This is a genomic window from Mesorhizobium ventifaucium (genome assembly GCF_935822925.1).
GTDB lineage: Bacteria > Pseudomonadota > Alphaproteobacteria > Rhizobiales > Rhizobiaceae > Mesorhizobium > Mesorhizobium ventifaucium.
The window spans coordinates 82,074-103,630 of record NZ_CAKXZS010000023.1; the positions used below are offsets into that span (position 1 = coordinate 82,074).

Annotated in this window: 21 protein-coding genes and 2 pseudogenes; 18 read left to right on the plus strand and 5 right to left on the minus strand. The window is 61.3% G+C overall.

The window, feature by feature from the left end:
- Positions 1-35: 35 nt before the first annotated feature.
- From NMG70_RS18380 to NMG70_RS18430, 12 genes and pseudogenes are all read left to right on the plus strand, one after another.
- Complete coding sequence (locus tag NMG70_RS18380; protein WP_254025864.1) at positions 36-323, plus strand: FAD assembly factor SdhE; 288 nt, start codon at positions 36-38, stop codon at positions 321-323.
- A gap of 13 nt (positions 324-336) precedes the next feature.
- The gene (mfd, locus tag NMG70_RS18385) at positions 337-3,834 is read left to right on the plus strand and encodes a transcription-repair coupling factor (RefSeq protein ID WP_254025865.1); all 3,498 of its coding nucleotides are present in this window, start codon (positions 337-339) and stop codon (positions 3,832-3,834) included.
- Positions 3,835-4,275: 441 nt separating this feature from the next.
- Positions 4,276-5,649: a class II 3-deoxy-7-phosphoheptulonate synthase gene (locus NMG70_RS18390; RefSeq protein WP_254025866.1), complete on the plus strand. Its 1,374-nt coding sequence runs from the start codon at positions 4,276-4,278 to the stop codon at positions 5,647-5,649.
- 177 nt (positions 5,650-5,826) lie between these two features.
- Positions 5,827-6,072 (plus strand): annotated as a pseudogene (locus NMG70_RS18395) (dihydrofolate reductase family protein); the annotation flags it as partial.
- A gap of 34 nt (positions 6,073-6,106) precedes the next feature.
- Complete coding sequence (locus NMG70_RS18400) at positions 6,107-6,355, plus strand: dihydrofolate reductase family protein (protein WP_254025867.1); 249 nt, start codon at positions 6,107-6,109, stop codon at positions 6,353-6,355.
- 776 nt (positions 6,356-7,131) lie between these two features.
- The gene (locus NMG70_RS18405; protein ID WP_254025868.1) at positions 7,132-7,587 is read left to right on the plus strand and encodes a (2Fe-2S)-binding protein; all 456 of its coding nucleotides are present in this window, start codon (positions 7,132-7,134) and stop codon (positions 7,585-7,587) included.
- A 4-nt stretch (positions 7,588-7,591) separates the two neighbouring features.
- Positions 7,592-9,016 (plus strand): xanthine dehydrogenase family protein molybdopterin-binding subunit, encoded by a 1,425-nt coding sequence (locus NMG70_RS18410; protein WP_367185550.1) that lies wholly within the window; start codon positions 7,592-7,594, stop codon positions 9,014-9,016.
- Between the two features lie 11 nt (positions 9,017-9,027).
- Positions 9,028-9,744: a molybdopterin cofactor-binding domain-containing protein gene (locus NMG70_RS32995; protein WP_367185551.1), complete on the plus strand. Its 717-nt coding sequence runs from the start codon at positions 9,028-9,030 to the stop codon at positions 9,742-9,744.
- Positions 9,745-9,746: 2 nt separating this feature from the next.
- Complete coding sequence (locus NMG70_RS18415; RefSeq protein ID WP_254025869.1) at positions 9,747-10,388, plus strand: Isoquinoline 1-oxidoreductase subunit; 642 nt, start codon at positions 9,747-9,749, stop codon at positions 10,386-10,388.
- A 395-nt stretch (positions 10,389-10,783) separates the two neighbouring features.
- Entirely contained in the window at positions 10,784-11,872 is a 1,089-nt protein-coding gene (locus NMG70_RS18420) for a hypothetical protein (RefSeq protein WP_254025870.1), read from the plus strand.
- A gap of 18 nt (positions 11,873-11,890) precedes the next feature.
- A complete protein-coding gene (locus NMG70_RS18425; protein WP_254025871.1) occupies positions 11,891-12,268 on the plus strand; it encodes a hypothetical protein in 378 nt (125 codons plus the stop codon).
- 372 nt (positions 12,269-12,640) lie between these two features.
- A complete protein-coding gene (locus tag NMG70_RS18430) occupies positions 12,641-12,928 on the plus strand; it encodes a hypothetical protein (RefSeq protein ID WP_254025872.1) in 288 nt (95 codons plus the stop codon).
- A gap of 532 nt (positions 12,929-13,460) precedes the next feature.
- Here NMG70_RS18430 and NMG70_RS18435 read toward each other — a convergent pair.
- The 3 genes from NMG70_RS18435 to NMG70_RS18445 all read right to left on the minus strand — a co-directional run bounded on the left by NMG70_RS18435 (position 13,461) and on the right by NMG70_RS18445 (position 15,508).
- The gene (locus NMG70_RS18435) at positions 13,461-14,108 is read right to left on the minus strand and encodes a class I SAM-dependent methyltransferase (RefSeq protein ID WP_254025873.1); all 648 of its coding nucleotides are present in this window, start codon (positions 14,106-14,108) and stop codon (positions 13,461-13,463) included.
- 268 nt (positions 14,109-14,376) lie between these two features.
- Positions 14,377-15,165, minus strand: a complete 789-nt coding sequence (locus tag NMG70_RS18440) for an RES family NAD+ phosphorylase (protein ID WP_254025874.1) — start codon at positions 15,163-15,165, stop codon at positions 14,377-14,379.
- Positions 15,125-15,508: an antitoxin Xre/MbcA/ParS toxin-binding domain-containing protein gene (locus NMG70_RS18445; protein ID WP_436798427.1), complete on the minus strand. Its 384-nt coding sequence runs from the start codon at positions 15,506-15,508 to the stop codon at positions 15,125-15,127. Before NMG70_RS18445 ends, NMG70_RS18440 begins: the two co-directional genes overlap by 41 nt.
- A gap of 229 nt (positions 15,509-15,737) precedes the next feature.
- Between NMG70_RS18445 and NMG70_RS18450 the strand changes: the two genes are divergently transcribed.
- The 3 genes from NMG70_RS18450 to NMG70_RS18460 all read left to right on the plus strand — a co-directional run bounded on the left by NMG70_RS18450 (position 15,738) and on the right by NMG70_RS18460 (position 17,290).
- Entirely contained in the window at positions 15,738-16,157 is a 420-nt protein-coding gene (locus NMG70_RS18450; protein WP_254026230.1) for a GFA family protein, read from the plus strand.
- Between the two features lie 96 nt (positions 16,158-16,253).
- Entirely contained in the window at positions 16,254-16,613 is a 360-nt protein-coding gene (locus NMG70_RS18455; protein ID WP_254025876.1) for a diacylglycerol kinase, read from the plus strand.
- 98 nt (positions 16,614-16,711) lie between these two features.
- Complete coding sequence (locus NMG70_RS18460) at positions 16,712-17,290, plus strand: hemerythrin domain-containing protein (protein ID WP_254025877.1); 579 nt, start codon at positions 16,712-16,714, stop codon at positions 17,288-17,290.
- A gap of 3 nt (positions 17,291-17,293) precedes the next feature.
- Here the strand turns inward: NMG70_RS18460 and NMG70_RS18465 are convergent, their stop codons facing one another.
- Entirely contained in the window at positions 17,294-17,890 is a 597-nt protein-coding gene (locus NMG70_RS18465; protein ID WP_254025878.1) for a DedA family protein, read from the minus strand.
- The gene (locus NMG70_RS18470; protein ID WP_254025879.1) at positions 17,887-18,450 is read right to left on the minus strand and encodes a DUF1003 domain-containing protein; all 564 of its coding nucleotides are present in this window, start codon (positions 18,448-18,450) and stop codon (positions 17,887-17,889) included. Before NMG70_RS18470 ends, NMG70_RS18465 begins: the two co-directional genes overlap by 4 nt.
- Before the next feature lie 84 nt (positions 18,451-18,534).
- Between NMG70_RS18470 and NMG70_RS18475 the strand changes: the two genes are divergently transcribed.
- From NMG70_RS18475 to NMG70_RS18485, 3 genes and pseudogenes are all read left to right on the plus strand, one after another.
- The gene (locus NMG70_RS18475; protein WP_254025880.1) at positions 18,535-19,248 is read left to right on the plus strand and encodes a DNA-3-methyladenine glycosylase I; all 714 of its coding nucleotides are present in this window, start codon (positions 18,535-18,537) and stop codon (positions 19,246-19,248) included.
- Between the two features lie 108 nt (positions 19,249-19,356).
- The gene (locus tag NMG70_RS18480; protein ID WP_254025881.1) at positions 19,357-21,072 is read left to right on the plus strand and encodes an NAD+ synthase; all 1,716 of its coding nucleotides are present in this window, start codon (positions 19,357-19,359) and stop codon (positions 21,070-21,072) included.
- 46 nt (positions 21,073-21,118) lie between these two features.
- Positions 21,119-21,520 (plus strand): annotated as a pseudogene (locus NMG70_RS18485) (ATP-binding cassette domain-containing protein); the annotation flags it as partial.
- Positions 21,521-21,557 lie beyond the last annotated feature (37 nt).

The window sequence follows — 21,557 nt, forward strand, 5'->3', positions numbered from 1 at the left end:
GCTATATGCGCCGCTTCAGGCAAGGATGCTGGACGATGACGGGAACGAGACGATCAAGCGAGGGGCTCGATGCCCGCCGCCGCAAGCTTCTGTTTCGGTCCTGGCATCGCGGCATGCGCGAAATGGACCTCATTCTCGGCAGTTTCGCAGATGCCGAGATCGGCGCCTTGACCGGCGACGAACTCGACCAATATGAGAGGCTCCTCGACATTGCCGACACCGAGTTCCTGCCCGTGATCACCGGCGAGCGGCCGATTGCGGCTGACATCGACTGTGCCGTCCTGCAAAAAATCCTGGCGTCGCGCCAGGCGATGACATTCTGAAATACGTGATTCCATGAGCCTGATCCCCACAATCGGCCTGCCGAAAGGCCGCGCCGGCCAGTTCACCGTCGACGGCGTCGCCGACGGTTACGAAGCCTTCGCGCTGGTGCAGGCCGCGCACGAGATCGCGCCCGACAAGCCGGTGCTGTTCGTGGCACGCGACGGCCAGCGCCTGCCTTCGATCGTCGAGGCGCTTTCATTCGCCGCGCCTGGCTTGCCGGTGCTCGAACTGCCGGCCTGGGATTGTCTGCCCTATGACCGCGTTTCGCCCGGGGCGGATGCCGCCGCGCGGCGGCTCGACGCGCTCACGGCGATGATCACGCTGGCAAAAAACCCACACCGCGCCGTCATCCTGACCACCGCCAACGCGCTGCTGCAGCGCATTCCGCCGTCAGGGCTTGTCGAGGCGCAGACATTTCACGCCAAACCCGGCAACCAGATCGACATGAACGCATTGGCGTCGTGGCTGGAGATATCAGGCTTCGAACGGGTGCCTACCGTGCGCGGCGTCGGCGAGTTCGCCGTGCGCGGCGGCATTCTGGACCTGTTCGCGCCGGGCTGGACGGAAGCGCTGCGGCTCGATTTCTTCGGCGATACGCTGGAATCGATCCGCGTCTTTGACGCCGCCACGCAGCGCACCACCGGCCAGCGCAAGTCAATGGCGCTGCAGGCGATGAGCGAAGTGGCGCTGACGCCGGAGACCATCAGCCGCTTCCGCCGCAGCTACATCGAAGCCTTTGGCGCACCCTCGCGCGACGATGGGCTCTATGCGGCGGTCAGCGAGGGACGGCGTTTCGCCGGCATGGAACATTGGCTGCCGTTCTTCTATGAGCGGCTGGAGACGGTGTTCGACTATCTGCCGGACACACCTGTCGTGTTCGACCATCTGGCGCATGAGGCGCTGACTGAGCGCCATGCGCTGATCCTCGACCATTACGAGGCGCGCAGGAAGCAGGCCGACGGTGCGCTGAAGGACGCCGTCCCTTACAAACCGGTGCCGCCCGACCTGCTTTATCTGTCGCCGGAAAACCTCATCGCCTCGCTTGGGCCGCGCGAAGCGATCGACTTCACGCCGTTCGACGCGCCCGACGCGGGCGCGAAGAAAATCTTCCATGCCGGCTCGCGGCATGGCCGCAGCTTCGTCGAGGAACGCGCCGACCCCCACATCAACGTCTTCGACGTCGTCGTAAAACACATTGCCGACGAGCGCGCCGCCCGCCGCCGCGTCGTCGTCGCCGGCTGGACCGAAGGTTCGCTAGACCGGCTCGGTCAGATCCTGACCGAGCATCATCTCGGCAATCTCAAGACGGTCGCCACGCTGGCCGAGGCGGAAAAGCTCGAACCGGGGCAGGCGGGACTTGCCGTGCTGCCGCTCGAATCCGGATTCGAGACCGAGAAACTGGTCGTCGTCGCCGAGCAGGACATCCTGGGCGACCGGCTCATCCGTCGCTCGAAGCGCAAGAAGCGTCCTTCCGATTTTATCGCCGAAGCCTCGGCGTTGTCCTCCGGCGACATCGTCGTCCATAGCGACCACGGTATTGGCCGCTTCATCGGGCTGCGCACCATCGAGGCGGTCGGCGCGCCGCATGATTGCCTCGAAATCCATTATGCCGGCGACGACCGGCTGTTCCTGCCGGTGGAGAACATCGAGCTGCTGTCGCGCTATGGCTCGGATTCGGCCGAAGCGACATTGGACAAGCTTGGGGGCGGCGCCTGGCAGTCCAGAAAAGCGCGGCTGAAGAAACGCCTGCTCGACATGGCCGGGCAGTTGATCCGCATCGCCGCCGAGCGGCAGATGCGCGCCGCCCCTTCGCTGGTGCCGGCCGACGGTCTCTATGACGAATTCGCCGCGCGGTTTCCCTATGAGGAGACCGACGACCAGCAGACGGCGATCGATTCAGTCATGGGCGACCTGGGCGCCGGAAAGCCGATGGACCGGCTGATCTGCGGCGATGTCGGCTTCGGCAAGACCGAAGTTGCACTTCGCGCCGCCTTCATCGCGGCGATGGAAGGGTCTCAAGTCGCGGTGGTGGTGCCGACGACGCTTCTGTCGCGCCAGCATTTCAAGACCTTCTCGCAGCGTTTCTCCGGCCTGCCGATCCGCGTCGCCCAAGCCTCGCGGCTGGTCGGCGCCAAGGATCTGGCTGAGACGAAAAAGGGCATCGCCGAAGGTACTGTCGACATCGTCGTCGGCACTCATGCGCTGCTCGGCTCGTCGATCTCCTTCAAGAATCTCGGCCTCCTGATCATTGATGAGGAGCAGCATTTTGGCGTCAAGCACAAGGAACGGCTGAAGGACCTGAAGAGCGACGTGCATGTGCTGACGCTGTCGGCAACGCCGATACCGCGCACGCTGCAGCTGGCATTGACCGGCGTGCGCGAACTGTCGCTGATCGCCACGCCGCCGGTCGACCGCCTGGCGGTGCGCACCTTCATCTCGCCCTTCGACCCGCTGGTCATCCGCGAGACCCTGCTACGGGAACGCTACCGCGGCGGTCATTCCTTCTATGTCGTGCCACGCATCAGCGATCTGGCGGAAATCCATGATTTCCTTCGGGAATCCGTACCTGAACTGAAAGTTGCGGTCGCTCACGGCCAGATGCCGCCCGGCGAGCTCGACGACATCATGAACGCCTTCTACGACGGCCAGTACGATGTGCTGTTGTCGACCACCATCGTCGAATCCGGCCTCGATATTCCGACCGCCAACACGCTGATCGTGCATCGCGCCGACATGTTCGGTCTGTCGCAGCTCTACCAGCTGCGCGGCCGCGTCGGCCGCTCGAAAGTGCGTGCCTATGCGCTGTTCACGCTGCCGGCCAACCGCAAGTTGACCGATACAGCTGAGCGCCGGCTGAAGGTGCTGCAGTCGCTCGACACGCTGGGCGCCGGTTTCCAGCTCGCCAGCCACGATCTCGACATCCGCGGCGCCGGCAATCTTCTCGGCGAGGAGCAGTCCGGCCACATCAAGGAGGTCGGCTTCGAGCTCTACCAGCAGATGCTGGAGGAGGCCGTCGCCGAGGTGAAGGATTCCGGCGAGGTGCAGGATGGCGGCTGGTCGCCGCAGATCGCCGTCGGCACCGCGGTGATGATCCCCGAAAGCTATGTTCCGGACCTGCAGCTGCGGCTGGCGCTCTATCGCCGCCTCGGCGATCTCGAAAACACCGAGGAGATCGACGCTTTCGGCGCCGAGCTGATCGACCGCTTCGGACCTTTGCCGGAGGAAGTGAAGCATCTGTTGAAGATCGTCTTCATCAAGGCGCTGTGCCGCAAGGCCAATGTCGAAAAGCTCGATGCCGGGCCAAAGGGCGTCGTCATCCACTTCCGCAAGCGGGAGTTCTCTAACCCCGTCGGACTGGTCACGTTCATCGGCGAGCAGGGCTCGCTGGCCAAGATCAGGCCGGACCACAGCGTCGTTTTCGTCCGCGACTGGCCGACACCTGAAAAGCGGCTGGCCGGGGCCGCCGTCGTCATGACGCAATTGGCTCGGCTGGTGGAGAAGGCGGCTTAGCCCGGTTCGGCCTGAGCCTTTGGCAAGAACCACTCCGACGTTTTGCCGTGCAGGGCAATCGCTTCCGGTTTGCGCTGCCCCTCATCGCCCTGCCGGGCACTTCTCCCGTACAGTGACGGGGAGAAGGACGCCGTTGCAAGGGTTTCGCCAATCACCAGCGTTGCAGAAGGATGCCAAGGTTGCGGCCAGCTTCCTTCTCCCCGTTAAAAGGGGGAGAAATGCCCGGCAGGGCAATGAGGGGCGGCGCCAACGTTGACGATCGGCCGGTCGAGTGCCGGCTCTGGTCTGAATCGATTGCCGTGAACGCGAGCTTGCGCCATTCGCCACCACTGAAATTCCGGTCTAGAATAGGAAATCGGCTTCGTGTATGGAGCCGCGATCCCCATATTGGGGCGAAATGGCGGGCGATAGCACCCGCTGGAAAGAATTTTGGGTACAACGATGACGAAATGGTCGCCGAATTCGTGGAGAGCAAAGCCGATCCAGCAGGTTCCTGCCTATCCGGATCTTGCCGCGCTGGAGAATACGGAAGCCCAGCTCGCCACTTTTCCACCGCTGGTTTTTGCAGGTGAGGCACGCAAGCTGAAGAAGCAGCTTGCGACCGTCGCTGCCGGTGACGCATTCCTTCTGCAGGGCGGTGATTGCGCCGAGAGTTTTGCCGAGCATGGCGCGGACAACATCCGCGACTTCTTCCGCGTCTTTCTGCAGATGTCAGTGGTGCTGACCTTCGCCGGCGCGCAGCCGGTGGTGAAGGTCGGCCGCGTTGCCGGCCAGTTCGCCAAGCCGCGCTCGTCCGACAACGAGACCAAGGGCGGCGTGACGTTGCCCAGCTATCGCGGCGACATCATCAACGGCATTGAGTTCGACGCCAAGTCGCGCATTCCCGATCCCGCACGCCAGGAGATGGCCTACCGCCAGTCGGCGGCGACGCTCAACCTGTTGCGCGCTTTTGCGCAGGGCGGCTACGCCAGCCTGGAGAACGTGCATCAATGGATGCTGGGCTTCGTGTCCGACAGCCCGCAGGGCGAGAAATACGAGTCGCTCGCCAACCGCATCACTGAGACGATGGACTTCATGAAGGCTGTCGGCATCACCTCGGAGACCAATTACGCGCTGCGCGAGACCGATTTCTACACCAGCCACGAGGCGCTGCTGCTCGGCTACGAGGAGGCGCTGACCCGCATTGATTCGACCTCAGGCGACTGGTACGCAACCTCCGGCCACATGATCTGGATCGGCGATCGCACCCGCCAGCCCGACCATGCCCATGTCGAATACTGCCGTGGCATCAAGAACCCGCTGGGCCTGAAATGCGGCCCGTCGCTGACGCCGGATGGCTTGCTGCAACTCATCGACCTGCTCAATCCGGAAAACGAGCCCGGCCGGCTGACGCTGATCGCGCGTTTCGGTTCCGACAAGGTTGCCGACTATCTGCCGAAGCTGGTCCGCGCAGTGAAGAAGGAAGGCCGCAGCGTGGTGTGGTCGTCGGATCCGATGCATGGCAACACGATCGAGGCCGCCGGCTACAAGACGCGGCCGTTCGACCGCATCCTGAAGGAAGTGCAGAGCTTCTTCGAGGTGCATCGCGCCGAAGGCACGCATCCGGGCGGCATCCATATCGAGATGACCGGCAAGAACGTCACCGAATGCACCGGTGGCGCCCGCGCCATCACCGCCGAGGAATTGCAGGACCGCTACCACACCCATTGCGACCCGCGCCTCAACGCCGACCAGGCGATCGAACTGGCGTTCCTGGTCTCGGACCTGCTGAAGAAAAGCCACCCGGTCCAGCACAAGCAGGCCGTCAACGGCTGATTTCAGTCACCATCGGAATTTCACGATAAAGAAGCACCGGAGAAATCCGGTGCTTCTTTATTACGCATTGCATTCCACGCGCCTTGCGATAGACTGATTGCAATATGCAATCAGTTATGCGCTTTGGTGCGAGGAGAAACGGAGGCGCCGATGGCCAGGATCGTCTATGCCATGCTGATGTCCCTGGACGGCTACATCGCCTGGCCGGACGGAGACATTGCCCTTCCGGTACCCGAAGGGGAGCTGCACCGGCATTTTAATGACATGGTGAGGCAGACCTCGATCGCGCTCTGTGGACGCCGGATGTACGAGGCGATGCGCTTCTGGGACAGTCCGGACCGAGAGACAGGCGCCGAAATCGAGCTGGATTTTGCCCGCGCCTGGCGCGGGACCCCGAAGATCGTGTTTTCGACGACGCTTCGAGAGGTCGGACCCAATGCCCGTCTGGCGAACGGCGATGTCGAGAACGTGGTGGGATCTCTCAAGTCGGAAGCGGAGGGCCAGATCACGGTTGCCGGGCGCCGATCTTGCCGCGCATCTCGCACGTTCCGGTCTGATCGACGAGTACCGGCTCTACATCCACCCGGTTGTGCTTGGCGGCGGCAAGCCGTACTTCCAGTCCGGCCTGTCGCTGACCTTGAAGCCGCTTGGTAAGGAAAGCCTTACCCAGGGCGTGACGCTGCTGCGCTACGCACCCGCCGGTTGAGGCGTGGCTCAACGTTGTTTTGACGAGAGCGGAAGTTCGTCAGCCAAGGACGAATCGCACAGATGACCCGAAGGCGACGCCCACACGTCAGATTCCGAATGGCAGCTCTGCGCCGCATCTCGGACGTTGACGTCAGCATTGTCACTTCCTGAAAGCGGACATTGCTAGAACGATTCGAGTGGTCGCGGTTGCGCCAGGAGCCGACGATTAGCATTGAGGTCTTGAAGGTCTCGAAGGGGGCCGTGGCGGACTTGCGGCTTAGAGGCTCGGAATGTCAGAAGCGGACCTTCAGGCGGGCTGCGTGCATCGACGTGAATTGGCGCGACTACGATGTCCAGGGTGATCGCCGGCAACGTCTGCTATCGGGCAACAGCAAAGATCACCTCAACGGCCGACATAAGGCGCAAAGCTGTTCAGCAGCCTAGGTGAAGATTTTCCAACGCGGGCCGATGTCGATCCTAGCCCACCCCTCGTGCCGCGGCACGCATCGAAAAACCTTCACCGAAGCAGACTTCTTTCGGGCGGGGTCGATGCATTGGAATACTTGAGCTAAAACTTGTCGAGGGTGAAATCGACATCCAACGTCTTAGGTGTCGGACGATGGCACACCTTCATCGTCTGCGCGATGGCTGAGACGGCGCGCAAGGCCGTCCATAGTGCTCAGGACCTCGAATCCGGACTTGAACAAAGAATTTACTGGATGATCCGCCGTTTTTGCGATTATTGTGGCAGTGCAGCATAAGCTTTTTGGGGGGCGGCTTTCGGCCGAAATTCACATGTCTTATGATCTTTCAGTCAATGGTAAGAACCATGCCGTCGACGTCGATGGCGATATTCCGCTTCTATGGGTTCTGCGCGACACCATAGGCCTCACTGGAACTAAGTTCGGCTGTGGCATAGCCATGTGCGGCGCCTGCACGGTGCATGTCGATGGAGTGCCCGTGAGGTCGTGTGTGATGCCGGTCGCCGACGCGGCGTCCAAGCCGATCACCACGATCGAGGCAATTGGCGAGACTGCGGAGGGCGCACGACTACAGAAAGCCTGGCTCGATATTGATGTCGTGCAGTGCGGTTACTGTCAGTCAGGGCAGATCATGTCCGCGGTCGCACTGCTGGTGGGCAATCCGTCGCCGACCGACGATGATATCGATGCCGTAATGGCCGGAAATATCTGTCGATGCGGTACGTATCCACGCATTCGCGCTGCCATTAAGCTGGCTGCCCAGGGGTGATGCGATGTCCATTTTCGATAAAACCAACGTCGCCGTCTCGCGCCGGCAGTTTCTGATCGGAGCATCGCTGACTGGAGCTGGACTCGTCATTGGCCTACAGCCTTCGCCGTCATCCGCTGCCGCAGAGGCGTTCGAGCCAAGCGCCTTCATTCGCATCCCTGTCGAAGGCAAGATCGTGTTCGTCATGCCGTCCGTTGAGATGGGGCAGGGTATTTATACTGCGGTAGCCATGTTGCTCGCCGAAGAGTTGGAAGTCACGCTCGATCAAGTAACGCTGGAGCATGCGCCTGCTGATCCCGCGCGCTATGCAAACCCCTTGCTGGGCGACCAGATCACTGGCGGCTCCCTCGCCATTCGCGCTGTTTATGAGCAGATGCGCAAGGCAGGCGCCACCGCCCGCATGATACTGGTGAACGCTGCAGCGCGTGGCTGGGAGGTTGCGCCGGATACGTGCAAGGCCGAGGCCGGGCATGTCGTCCACGCCGCAAGCGGCCGCCGCGCCTCTTACGGCAGCCTGATACATGCTGCTGTATCAGAGACAGTTCCGCAGGACGTGCCGCTGAAACCTGCGTCCAGCTTTAGCCTGATCGGTCAGCCCGTCCGGCGTCTCGATAGTCCTGAGAAGGTCAACGGTACGGCGAAATTCGGCATCGACGCCCGCCCGGACGGCGTGTCTTACGCGGCGATCGCTATCTGTCCTCACTTCGGCGGGAAACTGCGCTCGGTCGAGGATGGGCCAGCAATGGCGGTCAAGGGCGTCAAACAGGTCGTCCGGATCGAGGATGCGGTCGCAGTCGTGGCTGACAACACCGGTGCTGCGCGCAAGGGCCTTGCCGCGCTTTCCATCGAGTGGGATCCGGGTCCGAATGCGGCTCTTTCACAGGCCGATCTGGAAAAGCTCGCAGAAGATGCGATCAACGGCAGCGCGCTGCCGCATATCCAGGAAGGCGACGTCGCGAAAGCCGAAATCGAGCACGGGCCTGTCCATGAATTCGTCTATCGCCAGCCGATCCTCACCCATTCGGCGATGGAGCCGATGAACTGCACGCTCCACGTCCGAAGTGACGGCTGTGACGTATGGGTGGGCACGCAGATCATGGGCCGCGCGAGACAAGCCGTCGCCGATGTGACCGGCCTGCCTCTGCTGAAGGTCGTCGTGCATAACCACCTGCTGGGCGGCGGGTTCGGCCGCAGACTCGATGTCGACGGCGTCATTCTGGCAGCGAAGATCGCAAAGCAAGTGGATGGCCCTGTCAAGGTTACCTGGAGCCGCGAGGAGGACATCCGTCATGACTGTTATCGCTATCTCAACTACAGCAAGGTGACGGCAACGCTAGGTGCCGACGGCATGCCCGTTTCCTGGCGGCATCGCGTCATCGGTCCGTCCGTCATGGCGCGCTGGCTGCCCGCTTTTACCGCGATGGCATAGACCTCGACATCATGGCTGGCGCGGAAACGCCGTACGCGATTCCAAACAAATATACGGACTTCGTGCGCCATGAGGCTCCAGACGGCATGTTGACAGGCAACTGGCGCGGCGTCGGCGCCACGCGGAACATCCCGGTAATTGAAGGTGGCATTGACGAATTGGCGCATGCTGCGGGCGTCGATCCGCTCGACTACCGCAGGCGCCTGCTTCAGCACAAACCGCGTCTCCTCGGCGCACTCCATGTTGCGGCCGAGAAAGCCGGTTGGACAACCGCGCTTCCGCAAGGCCAGGGCAGAGGCATCGCCCTTACGGAGGATTTCGGCAGTTTTGCTGCAATGATCTCCGAAGTGACTGTCGTGATCAACGGTATGCTGAAGATTGACCGCATCATCTGCGCTGTCGACTGCGGCCAGGTCATCAATCCAGACACGGTGGAAGCCCAGATACAGAGCGGCATCATCTATGGTCTCAGTGCGGCTCTCTACGGTCGCATTACGGTTCACAACGGTGCCGTCGTAGAGAGCAACTTCGATGATTCTCCCGTCCTGAGAATGAACGAAACGCCAAGGATCGAGGTGCACATCGTGCCGAGTTCGGAGGCTCCGGGCGGCATCGGAGAGCTCGGCACCCCTGGTGTCGCACCCTCGCTCTTCAACGCGATCTTCGTGGTGACCGGCAAGCGGCTGCGCTCGCTGCCGATCGACCACAACGAATTGCGAAGGGTGTGACCATGGCCAAGCGGCTTCTCGCTATCCCGCTCACCACCTTGCTGGCTGCGACCGCAATCGTTACCAGTATGGGGCTCTTGCGGGGCTATGCTGAAACATTGGATAGCGGTTCTCTCAAGGCCGCCTCTGACTTTGATGCGATTGCGGAAACCAGCGCGCGTTCAAAGGCCATCTTCGAGGAGGCCAGCCGTGTCCTGACGCATCCGCGTTGCATCAACTGCCATCCAGCGACGCGCAGCCCGACCCAGGGTGAGGACATGCATCCGCATGTGCCGTTGATAATTGCTAGCCAAAGCTCGCTGGGTCCGGCGGGGCTTGTCTGCAGCACCTGCCACGGTGCCGAGAATCGTCCGATCGTCGGCAGCCGCATGAAATCCATTCCGGGCAACGCGCACTGGTCGTTGGCACCAGCCAGCATGGCTTGGCAGGGTTTGACCGTGGGTGAGATTTGCCAGCAGGTGAAAGACACGAGCCGTAACGGCAATCGTTCCCATGCCGATCTTGTACGGCACATGGGCGAAGACCATCTGGTTGGCTGGGCCTGGCACCCGGGCGATGGGCGCAGTGCCCCTCCGGGATCGCAGGAGACCTTTGCCGCCCTGATCGCTGCTTGGGTCGGTACCGGTGCCGAATGTCCCGATTGATCGCCAGGGTGTTTCTCGCTCGGGCACACCAACGACCGCTTCTGATGTCCGCTTTTGGTGAATGTACAGGACCGCAGGAATGACCGCCATGCTGGCGTGAAGTGGCCATTCGCATCACCCGAGACATAGGTCGCCTTGGGTCAGTTGGAGACTTCAATCCAAACTGATCGGATGTCTGCTATCGATTTCTGGAGTCCAGAAGCTGCCGGACCGATCTCGGCCCAAAATAGAATGACCATGAACAGCGAGGTTGGTGGAAAACGGAACGTCCGCTGTCGCGCACCCTCCAGCAAATTTCCACCACATCCCAGAACTAACGATCGCTTCATCGGGATAGGCTGATAGCTTCGGCACGTCTTGGCATGACATGACTGCGGGAGGATGCCCCCTTGAGAATGAGATATCTGCTAGCAGCCTCACTCGTTGTGGCGATCGTCCTGACGCTCAGATGGGAATGGCGGGAGCCCCATCACTTCGAGGATGAGGTCATGCGAGCCGCGCTGGCAGAGGAAGTTCGCCGGGACGACACCCGTTGCCCGCTCAGCAGCAAAGCTGTGGAGCAGGCTCGGCCATGGGTTCTTGCAGCCTGCGCGGCAGGCGGGCTCGGCTGGCATGAGGCAGCGGCGAAATATGCCGACGATGCAGCCAGAGTGTTCCTCGTCTATGGCGAGGATGCGGATTTCGTGGAGGTTTTCGACCGTCTCGGCCATCCGGTCGTGCCGGTGATTGCTTACTTCGTGAAGAATGGATCGTCGCAGTACTTGTTGCAGGAAACCGTCGGTCAGGGCCTCTCGAGCCTGTGGGACGGCCGGCAGATGGGATTCGGCCTCGCCGAGATTTCGCCGGAGCAATATGGGCTTATTGCCATTCACGAGCTCAAGGATCGCGGGCATGAGATGCTGTCGGAGTTCGAGATCGTTGACGGAACAGCAGTCCGCAGACAGTTCACCCGTACGTTGCTTGGTGCGAAGAACATAGTCCTGGGCGGCGTTTCCGATCTGGAAGGGGTGATCACCCGCGGCGAGCGGCTTCCGACCTGGGGCGAGATGGGTTGGGCGGCCTTCAATGCGGCAATCGTCGTCGGGGGCATGGGCGCCGCAGCCAAGGCATTGCGCGTTGCGAGGGCACCGGTGGCCGCAGCTGGTCGCGGAACTGTGCGGATAGCACATCTGAGGGCTGCAGGCAAAGGTGCGTTCCAATCGCTTTCCGCCGTCGGTACCGCAGCCGGTGTCGCCGCCGTCGTCGCACTTCCCTATGTGGCGATCACGCGACCTCACCTTCTGACAAACGCGGCCGGTTGGATAGCCGAACAAGCAGGTCTCCCGGCCTGGCTCGGCGCCTTTGCGGCCTACCTTATACTCTGTCTTGTCCTGGCTTTTCTGCTGAGGATGGTTCTGGCGCCGCTGGCCTGGACGCTGCGGACGTTGAGCAAGATCGTTGGACGACTCGCCGGTGCCGGCGGTGTCCGATCCGCGGCAGCCTAAATCCCGCGCACAGCGCCAATGGCAGGTTATAAATGGTGGAATGCTAGCCCTTCAGTCATTAAGCCGATGATAAAAGCGGATACTCCGTTCGCCCTTATGCTGGAGATGCACGCCGTGGTCTTAGGCGTTCCAGCGCTTATTCTGCTGGCATCAGGCGCAATCGTTGCATTGATACGCCCTTGGCGCTTTTCTTCATCGGTCGGCTTGGCTTGCAAACTGGCTTCAGGAGTTGGCATCATGGCTGTGGCAGTTGTGCTCGCACAGGGAGCATTTCTTCTCGGCTTTGGCACGCTGTTAGAGGATCCACGCTATCGTTCTCACTTCGTCTGTGAACCCTGCTTTGAGTCCGCAAAGGGGCCGTCAACAGAACGGCCGCTTTGTTGCGCCGCTTCCTGATAGCTGCCGGACTGCTTACGGCCCACTATGCTCTCGAGCAGCAATGCGCCGCTTATCGGACATTGAGACCAGCGTCGCTGTGCGCTCAGAAACGGACCCTCTCGATCCAGAATCGGCAGCTGGATGGACCAGCAAGCGCGCCGAGCAGCAGACGCGCTCGGCCGAAGAGTCTAGCACCTGGTCGGTGATCAGTCGGGTCCCAAACCAATTTCCTCCTCCCGCGCTCCACTTTATTGCAAGACGGTCAAATTTGAGCTTTCGCATTCATGTTTTGTCGAGCGTATCTCTTAGAGTCGCTTAAACTTTCTGCGCCGTAAGTTTTAGCCGTGCTGAATCGCCGTCAGCGCCGATGACGACGAAATAGGAGAACGCATGACTCGCAATCACGTTGAACGTCTTGAAGAGTTCAGGGAAATCCTGGTCGCGACTCGACGCGAAAGAGTCCGTAACGTGCACCATACCCGCGACGCAATGCGGGCAAGCGGCTTTCAGATCGGGGACAGCGACGGCTCCAGCTACGGAGCCGAGCTAAAGGAGCTCCAAGAGGAAATCGAGGCAGTCGATCGCGCCATCGAAGACGAGAAGCGGCTGGCCTTGGTCCTTGAGAGTGCGGCTCAACCCCGCCGACCAATTAAGCCGAGAATCGTGAAGGGAACATAGAGTGGGGGACGGCCCTTGGTGCCCGTCGCGTGGATTCGCCTGCGACATCGTGTCGGGCTCGTCGCCGCCGTGCTACAGAGCCCTGAACGTCATCCGTTGCCATCAAACGTGGGGCAGGGGCGGCCGAAGCCGCCCTGTGTCGATGTCGACTTCGCTGTGTCCATCGTTGTCGATGCCGTCGCTACCCTCGCCAACGGCGTTCTTCAGGTATCCGATCTGAAACGCGATATTTGGAGATGATATCACGGAGGCCAGCTTCTGGCGCAAAGCGGTCGGCACTACCCTGGATGAAAGGTCGGCTTTCTAGCCTCATCATCCCGAAAGCGGACGTTCCGCTTCCGGCCCCAACCAGGACGCTCATTGTTTGGCGCTGAGCGTCGGCAGTTTAGTGAAAAGCGATCCGTCAAAACCTTACCTGACTCGCCGTTTCCCACAGTCAGGATCAAATCCGGACGAGAAAGGACCAAGTCGGCTTTGGGGCGGGAAAACAGCGCGAGCGTTATCGCTTGGTCGAGCCCGCGGGGAAACTGGCCTATGGCTTTCTAAAGAAGCCGGACAGAATATTCGGACCCACTTCGCCGGGCCGCAGTCTAATCCCGTCCTCGAAGCAGTTCAGCGTCACGCACTGGAAGCCGCTGTGTGCGAGGAGTGCCACCAGCGAGTCACGGTCGAAATGGTGCAGGTGCTCGTTGGGGAGACGCATACGCCACGTTCGGAACCACGCGTCGCCGGCGGTGCCGAGCTCGCGCCAGCGGCAATAAGGGACGGCGACGGCCAGGTAGCGGGCCTGAAGGCGGGCGAGGAAACCCAGGTCCGGGATGTGCTCAAGCACGTCGAACATGGCGACGAGATCCCACGAGCTGGCGAGAGCCTCGTCCCAACCGACAAAGCGGACGCCCTTGGGCAGCGGAAACCTGGCGACGTCGCAGCCGGCGCAGTCGGCGACCCCGGTTATTTTCGCGGCTTCGACGAATGTCCCCGTGCCATATCCAATCTCCAGCACGGAACGAGGAATTTGGCCGGTGATTCCCAGCACCCAGCCAAGTCGCTGATATCCGAGCTTGATGGTCCGGTCACTCAGGTCCTCGTAATAGGAAATGTATTGCTTGTCGTACTTGATCGGTGTGAAGTCGATCTGGTGGATCACACCAAACCCGTCGACCTCGTAGTTGTCCAACATTAGCGCGCGGCCTCCGGCTTCCGAATTCCTTACATGGCAGAGCTAAACGCGACGTAACCGGACAACTGAGCGGTTCCGGTATTCGGGCGGTAGCGGATCGGCCGCTTTAGCCATATGGCTCCCAATCACGGACGGTCAGGTTACGTCACCAATCACGACGTTTGGCACATTGGCGCCAAGCGTCCGCTCCTGGCGCATCTTTCCATTTGACTATAGGCGCATCGCACCCCAAGCGGTAGTTTAGCGTCGGATTTTCACTGGTATCTGGTCAGCGGCCGCGCTCCCAGCGCAGTGCGTTGAGCCGGGGATCGGCGGCAAAGGCCGTCCTGGAAAACTCGATCCGCTTTTCCGGGAACTCACAGATCGCCTGCACGCCGAAGGTGCCCAGCCTGATGCGCCAGGTATGGGGTTCCAGCGGTTTCGGCTTGGCAAAGCCGCTACATGCCAGCAGCGCCACATTGGCGCCTTTCGGGTCGCGCACGGAGCGATAGCGGATCGCCTCGAGCCCGGCTTCGCGCGCGACGTCGGCAATATTTTGGCAGGCAGCGTAGTCGGTCGGGTGCGTCCACGCCGCCGCGTCGCGGTCGAGCGGCGGACGCGTCAGGTCGATCATTTTTGTGCTGCGTATCGCGGCGGCGAAGGCGGTGTATTCGGCGGCGTCGCGCGGCCACGGCGTAGCCGGCGATTCCGCGAAGAACAGCAGGCGGTAGAAAGCCATTTCGGAAACTGCGGTCATCATGGTTTCCGCCGCGTAGTAGACGCCCTTGGTCCTGCCGGCGCGGCGGAAGCGCGAACCGTGCGGATAGATCGAGCCGTAGCGGAAGGGCGTTGCCAAGAGATAATGCAGATGCCGGCATTCCAAGGGGATTTGCGGCTTGGTTTCCTCGATCAGGTCTTCGAGGAGGGCCTGCTCGTCGAGCGTGTCAACGACTTTCAATGTCGAGACGCGGTGCTGCGCCTCGACCATGCGCCAGTATTTGCCGTCGAGCCGATATTTGCCATTAAGTTTGGCGGCCTCAGACGAGAGCGCGTCGGGAGTCCAAATAGGCGATGACATCGACTAGTCCTGCTATCGTCACGATTTTTTCGAGCGGGGTGCCATCGAAGGCCGTGTTGGCGTTCTTCAGCCATGCCCGGGCGACGGTCTCGTCGCCGCCGACAATGGCGTCGAGCGAGCGAAACAGGCGGACGAACAGCACGGCAAGCTCGAACGGCTTGGTTCCACGCTCCAGCAGGAACTCTTGCCTGCGCATGCGAGAAACCGTGGCTTCCGAAACCCCGATGATGGAGGCCAGAATCCTGGCGGTAATGTCCAGCAGGTCGGCGGCGCGCAGCGTGGCCTTGGTCAGGACTGCATTTTCGGCCGCGTTGGCGGCGGGATGGGGTTGCATCGCCGGCATCTTCTCCTTTCTGATGAAAATGTAGACCATAAAAATTCATATGGAAAGACGCTGGCCTTAAACAATTTGTGCACTGCCGAGAGGCTGCTCGCGCGGCTCCCATCGCGCGTTGTCCAAACGTGCTATGCGGAACACGCCCGTCGAATGTCGCATTTGCTTGGGCGCAGCCGCTGCAAAACTGGAATCCTGGCAAAGGACGCCGAGGATGACGACTGCGTTTGGAGGCGAGATGGACGACACGCATAGCGGATCATGCCTGTGCGGGACTGTGCGGTTCAAGACACGAGGGGTCTTGCGCGGCGTCGTCTACTGCCACTGCTCGCAGTGCCGGAAGCAGAGCGGGCATTTCTACGCTGCAACCAATGTTCCCAACGCAGACATCACAATAGCGGGCGCGGAAAGCATCACCTGGTACGAAGCATCTTCGTTTGCCAGGCGCGGTTTCTGTAAGACATGCGGCTCGCTGCTGTTCTGGAAGCCGCAGGATGATGAATATGTCTCGATTCTCGCCGGACTGTTCGACAAGCCCACCGGACTTCAGGGCCAATGCCACATCTTCGTCGGCGACAAGGGCGACTACTACACGATCGACGATGGGCTGCCGCAGTTCGAGAAGTCGACGCCGTCATCAAGGTCGCCGGATGAGTGACAAGCTCGCCGGCGACTGATTTTTTGCAGCGATCGCCTTATTCCCTTGATCCGGCCATTGCGCTATCCCCTGCCGGTGATTCGGAAAAGGTTTGGCATGCAGCGGCTGATCGATGCTTTCTACAATTCAGTGCGGGCATTTCGCAAATTGGCTTCCAGCGAAAAAGCCTTCCAGCAGGAACTGATGCTGCTCGTGCTGGCGCTGCCGCTCGGCTGGTTTGTTTCGGTGTCGTGGCGCGGCTATGCGCTGCTGATCGGCGCGGTGCTGCTGCTGATCCTGGTCGAAGTGCTGAACACCGGCATCGAGGCCGCATGCGATGCATTCAGCCGGGAATTCAACGTCGATATCCAGCTCGCCAAGGACTGCGGTTCCCTGGCGGTGCTGATTTCAGTGGTGATCGTTGCCGGCGTCTGGGGCATCGCCATCATCGAGCGAATCCTGGGGCTACCGATCTAGCCATCGAATCCCTACATGCCGGTCACCACGATCTGATCCTATGATCTGTTCCGAAAACCGGTATCCACTTTCCGGGATCATGGTCTGAGGAGACCGACATGACCGTCGATTCCCTGCTGCTCGAACGCGCGGGCCTGCCGGCCGATTTGCGCTGGCTGGCCGATAAATACCCGCGCGAGGTCTGGCAGGGCCACGCCAACATCCACGGCATCGCCACTATGTGGCTGCAGCGGCACGACATGTTTCGCGAGCTCGGCGGCATGCTGACCAACGGCATTGGCGACTATCGCGAGGGCAGGCTGACGGTGACGGAATTCGCGCGCTGGTTCGCGCCGCGGCTCAACCATTTTCTTGGGCATCTCGACGGCCACCACAATGTCGAGGATATCCATTATTTTCCGGTCTTCGCCAAGGCCGAGACCCGGCTGAGGCGCGGCTTCGAGATTCTCGATGCCGATCATCATACGATCCATGAAGGGCTGGAGCGCAATGCCGAGGCCGCATACGCTTTCATCCGCACGCTTCAGGAGAGCGAGGACAAGCAGCGCTTTGCCGCCGATGCCTATGCCGACGAGAACAGCCGGCTGATCGCCATGCTGACCCGGCACCTTGCCGACGAGGAAGACCTGATCATCCCGCTGATACTCGATCGTGGCCGCGCGCTCGGTGTCGGCTGATCCTCACGTCTCCTTAGCGTCCTTGGCACGTTCTTTCTTAGCGACATGGTTGGCGACGAACCAGGCAAGGACGGCTACGCCCAGGCCAATCGCCAGGGCGATCAGCAATCGCTCGTGACGGACCAACGCCTCGCCGACGATGCGCTCCGCGCCCAGCCCGAACACATAGCCGATGGTGGTGAACAGTCCGGCCCAGATCATCGATGAAATGGCGTTGAGAATGACAAAGCGCGTCACGGCAATGCCGGACAATCCGGCCGCGATGCCGCCGACCAGGCGCAGGCCGTAAATGAAACGGTTCGACAGCACGAAAATGTCGGGATGGGTGGAGACAAGACGATAGGCGTGGCTGAAACCCGGCCGGCCCTTCAGTTTGACCACGAACGGATGGTCGGCGAAGCTTCGTCCGAGGATAAAGAAAAAGCTGTCGCCGAGAAAGGCGCCGATGGCTGCCGCCAGAAACGCCTGCCACAGCACGAAAACATGCTGATGCGCGAAAAACCCGCCGAGGAGGGCGGCACTTTCGCCCTCGGCGACACAGCCCAGAAAGACGGCAATCAGCCCATATTGCTCGATGAGATTATGAATGGCATCCGTCATGAAGGCGTCCGCTGCTTCGACAGAATCTCGTCGATCCGCTTCACCTGCTCGGCCAACTGCGCGATCTCGTCGCGCATGCCAACGACCTGGCTGTGGCGCAGTTCGTCCAGCTTCTCATGCAGCGCCATGATCTCGATCTCGGCCTTGAGATTGACCTCGTAGTCGTGGGCGGCGTCGATGCGGTCGCGCTCGGCCTGGCGGTTCTGCGCCATCATGATCACCGGCGCCTGCAGCGCAGCGACCATCGAGAGGATAAGGTTGAGGAAGATGAAGGGATAGGGATCGAAGGCATCGCGCGACAACAGCCAGGCATTGCCTGACGTCCACAGGATCAGGAAGGCGAGGAAGCCAAGGATGAAGGACCACGAGCCGCCGATCCGGGCGATGGTGTCGGCGAGGCGGTCGCCAAACGTCTGGTGAAATGCGACGGCCTTGTTGGTGTCCTTCGCGATCGTGGTGCGTTCGAGCGTGCTTTGCAGCACCTGGTTCTCGACCTGGCTTAGGCCATCTGGCCTTCGCCTCAGCCAGCGCTTTGCCAAATCTTCGATCGTCTTGTTCATTGTCGCCTCCGTCGTCAGCGATAGACGTAGAGGCTGCCGGTTCGCACGGGAAGTGGTAGATTGCCGCGACAGGGTGAGGAAACAATGATGAATTTTCAGAAAATCCGCGCCCGCGCGGCCAAACGCAAGGGCGGGGAAGCGGTGCTGGCGTCGCTGCTGGGGCCGATGCCCGACAACGCCGCAGTGGCTGACATTACCGATGACCGCATCCTGTCGACCATGGCCGAGCGTGTTTTTGCCGCAGGCTTCGTCTGGCGGGTCATCGAGCAGAAATGGCCGGGTTTCGAACAAGCGTTTCTCGGCTTTGAGCCGAAACGGCTGTTGTTCCAGCCTGACGATTTCTGGCACGATTTGACGGCCGACGAGCGCATCGTGCGCAATCCGCAGAAGATCAAGTCGGTTCGCGAAAACGCGGCCTTCGTCGAGCTTGTGTCGAAGGAGCATGGCGGCTTTGGCAGGTTCCTCGCCGACTGGCCAGAAGACGACCAGGTTGGGCTGATGGCCTATCTCGCCAAGCATGGCAGCCGGCTTGGCGGCAATACCGGCCAGTATTTTTTGAGGTGGCTGGAGTGGGACGCCTTCATCGTCTCAGGCGACATGGCGGCCGCACTTCGCGACGCTGGCCTGGACATCGCCGAACACCCGACATCGAAGCGGGATCTCGACAAGATCCAGAACCAGATCAATGCCTGGGCGGCGGATACCGGGCTGCCGCGCCGGAATATTTCACGCATCCTGGCGATGTCGATCGGCGAAAACCACTCGCCGGAGGCACTGCGCGAATATATGGGCGAATAGGACGCGATGGTCCGATCGGTCAGACACGAATGACATAGGTCATTCGTTCTGGGATGGTCCAAGCAAACGCCATTGCCCGGCGAATTCTGTCGCGCTAAGTCAGCAGGCATGACCGACAAGACCGCTTCCGACATATTGCGCATCGCCGTCGCCCAGCTCAATCCAACGGTTGGCGATGTCGCCGGCAATCTCGTCAAGGCGCGCGAGGCGAGGGCGGATGCCGCCCGACAAGGCGCCGACCTCGTGCTGTTCACCGAGCTTTTCCTCGCCGGTTATCCCCCCGAAGATCTGGTGCTGAAGCCGGCGTTCTTGAAGGCCTGCGAGCGGGCGGCGCAGGACTTCGCTGGCGACACTGCCGATGGCGGGCCGGGCGTCATCATCGGCACGCCGCTGAAGCGCAAGAGCGGCACGCACAATTCGATCATCTTTGCCGATGGCGGCAAGATCCTTGCCGAGCGCTACAAGCTCGATTTGCCGAACTACGGCGAATTCGACGAGAAGCGCGTCTTCCAGGCCGGCCCTGAAATCCAGGGGCCGGTCAATTTCCGCGGCGTACGCCTGGGAATTCCGATCTGCGAAGACATCTGGGGCGATGTCGGCGTCTGCGAGACGCTGGCCGAAAGCGGCGCTGAAATCCTGCTGGTGCCGAACGGCTCGCCCTATTATCGCGGCAAGGTCGATATCCGCCAGCAGGTTGTCATTCGCCAGGTCATCGAATGTGGACTGCCGATCATCTACGCCAATCAGCTTGGCGGCCAGGACGAACTGATCTTCGACGGCGCGTCGTTCGCCATAGGTTCGGACAAGACGCTGGCCTTCCAGATGAGCCAGTTCGAGGAAGCGGTCAACGTCACCACCTGGAAGCGCAACCGCGCCGCCGCAGGCGCGCAAAATGGAAATAATTCCGAGGGCTGGGTCTGCTCCGAAGGACCAATGTCGAAAATCCCGGAAAAGGAGGAGGCCGATTACCGCGCCTGCATGCTGGGCCTGCGCGACTACGTCAACAAGAATGGCTTCAGGAACGTTGTGCTCGGCCTCTCCGGCGGCATCGATTCGGCGATCTGCGCAGCGCTTGCCGTCGATGCACTCGGCGAGGAGCGGCTGCGCGCCGTGATGATGCCCTACCGCTACACCTCGAAGGACTCGCTTGCAGATGCCGAGGACTGCGCCCGCGCGCTCGGCTGCCGCTACGACATCGTGCCGATCTTCGAGCCGGTCGAGGGATTCCTGCATACGCTGACGCAGCTTTTCGAGGGCACCAAGGAAGGCATCACTGAAGAAAACCTGCAGAGCCGCGCGCGCGGCACCATTTTGATGGCAATCTCCAACAAGTTCGGCTCGATGGTGGTCACCACCGGCAACAAGAGCGAGATGTCGGTCGGCTACGCCACGCTCTACGGCGATATGAATGGCGGCTTCAACCCGATCAAGGACCTCTATAAGATGCAGGTTTATGCGCTGGCGCGCTGGCGCAACACCCATGTGCCGCCGGGTGCGCTGGGCCCTTCCGGCGAGGTGATCCCGAACAACATCATCGACAAGGCGCCGTCGGCGGAACTGCGCGAGAACCAGACGGATCAGGATTCGCTGCCGCCCTACCCGGTGCTGGACGACATATTGGAGTGTCTGGTCGAGAACGAGATGGGTGTCGACGAGATCGTTGCCCGCGGCCACGACCGGGCGACGGTGACGCGCGTCGAGCATCTGCTCTACATCGCCGAATACAAGCGTCGGCAGGCGGCGCCGGGCGTGAAGATCACCAAAAAGAATTTCGGCCGCGACCGCCGTTATCCCATCACCAACCGGTTCAGGGATGGCGGATAGATCGCCGTTTCCCGGAAATGGCTGCCGCGAGGAAGTGCACAACCCGAGCGCGCACGACTTCATCGTCGATCTGCCGAAAGGCTATGCCACGCTGGTCGGCGAGCGCGGCGTGAAACTATCGGGCGGCGAGCGCCAGCGGGTGGCGATCGCGCGGGCTTTCCTTGCCGATGCGCGGATCCTCATTCTGGACGAGGCAACATCGAGCCTGGATTCAGAATCGGAGGTGCTGATCCAGCTGGCGATGGAGCGGTTGATGGTCGGCCGCACGACCCTGGTCATCGCGCACCGGCTTTCGACGGTACGGGCGCTGGACAGGCTTTTGGTGTTCGATCGCGGCCGCATCGTCGAGGAGGACTCGCATGATCAGCTGATCCGGCTGCAAGGCGGCATCTACCGCCGGCTGTTCGAGCGCCAGGCGCTCGGATTGACCAAGGGGCTGGCGATCTGACGACTTATAGAGCCGCGCGCATCTATTAGAGCAACGT

Bases quoted from the DNA above. Each gene is read 5' to 3' on its own strand.
- NMG70_RS18380 (WP_254025864.1), top strand. From the start codon at position 36: ATGACGGGAACGAGACGATCAAGCGAGGGGCTCGATGCCCGCCGCCGC.
- mfd (WP_254025865.1), top strand. From the start codon at position 337: ATGAGCCTGATCCCCACAATCGGCCTGCCGAAAGGCCGCGCCGGCCAG.
- NMG70_RS18390 (WP_254025866.1), top strand. From the start codon at position 4,276: ATGACGAAATGGTCGCCGAATTCGTGGAGAGCAAAGCCGATCCAGCAG.
- NMG70_RS18400 (WP_254025867.1), top strand. From the start codon at position 6,107: ATGTCGAGAACGTGGTGGGATCTCTCAAGTCGGAAGCGGAGGGCCAGA.
- NMG70_RS18405 (WP_254025868.1), top strand. From the start codon at position 7,132: ATGTCTTATGATCTTTCAGTCAATGGTAAGAACCATGCCGTCGACGTC.
- NMG70_RS18410 (WP_367185550.1), top strand. From the start codon at position 7,592: ATGTCCATTTTCGATAAAACCAACGTCGCCGTCTCGCGCCGGCAGTTT.
- NMG70_RS32995 (WP_367185551.1), top strand. From the start codon at position 9,028: ATGGCTGGCGCGGAAACGCCGTACGCGATTCCAAACAAATATACGGAC.
- NMG70_RS18415 (WP_254025869.1), top strand. From the start codon at position 9,747: ATGGCCAAGCGGCTTCTCGCTATCCCGCTCACCACCTTGCTGGCTGCG.
- NMG70_RS18420 (WP_254025870.1), top strand. From the start codon at position 10,784: ATGAGATATCTGCTAGCAGCCTCACTCGTTGTGGCGATCGTCCTGACG.
- NMG70_RS18425 (WP_254025871.1), top strand. From the start codon at position 11,891: ATGGCAGGTTATAAATGGTGGAATGCTAGCCCTTCAGTCATTAAGCCG.
- NMG70_RS18430 (WP_254025872.1), top strand. From the start codon at position 12,641: ATGACTCGCAATCACGTTGAACGTCTTGAAGAGTTCAGGGAAATCCTG.
- NMG70_RS18435 (WP_254025873.1), bottom strand. From the start codon at position 14,108: ATGTTGGACAACTACGAGGTCGACGGGTTTGGTGTGATCCACCAGATC.
- NMG70_RS18440 (WP_254025874.1), bottom strand. From the start codon at position 15,165: ATGTCATCGCCTATTTGGACTCCCGACGCGCTCTCGTCTGAGGCCGCC.
- NMG70_RS18445 (WP_436798427.1), bottom strand. From the start codon at position 15,508: ATGCCGGCGATGCAACCCCATCCCGCCGCCAACGCGGCCGAAAATGCA.
- NMG70_RS18450 (WP_254026230.1), top strand. From the start codon at position 15,738: ATGGACGACACGCATAGCGGATCATGCCTGTGCGGGACTGTGCGGTTC.
- NMG70_RS18455 (WP_254025876.1), top strand. From the start codon at position 16,254: ATGCAGCGGCTGATCGATGCTTTCTACAATTCAGTGCGGGCATTTCGC.
- NMG70_RS18460 (WP_254025877.1), top strand. From the start codon at position 16,712: ATGACCGTCGATTCCCTGCTGCTCGAACGCGCGGGCCTGCCGGCCGAT.
- NMG70_RS18465 (WP_254025878.1), bottom strand. From the start codon at position 17,890: ATGACGGATGCCATTCATAATCTCATCGAGCAATATGGGCTGATTGCC.
- NMG70_RS18470 (WP_254025879.1), bottom strand. From the start codon at position 18,450: ATGAACAAGACGATCGAAGATTTGGCAAAGCGCTGGCTGAGGCGAAGG.
- NMG70_RS18475 (WP_254025880.1), top strand. From the start codon at position 18,535: ATGATGAATTTTCAGAAAATCCGCGCCCGCGCGGCCAAACGCAAGGGC.
- NMG70_RS18480 (WP_254025881.1), top strand. From the start codon at position 19,357: ATGACCGACAAGACCGCTTCCGACATATTGCGCATCGCCGTCGCCCAG.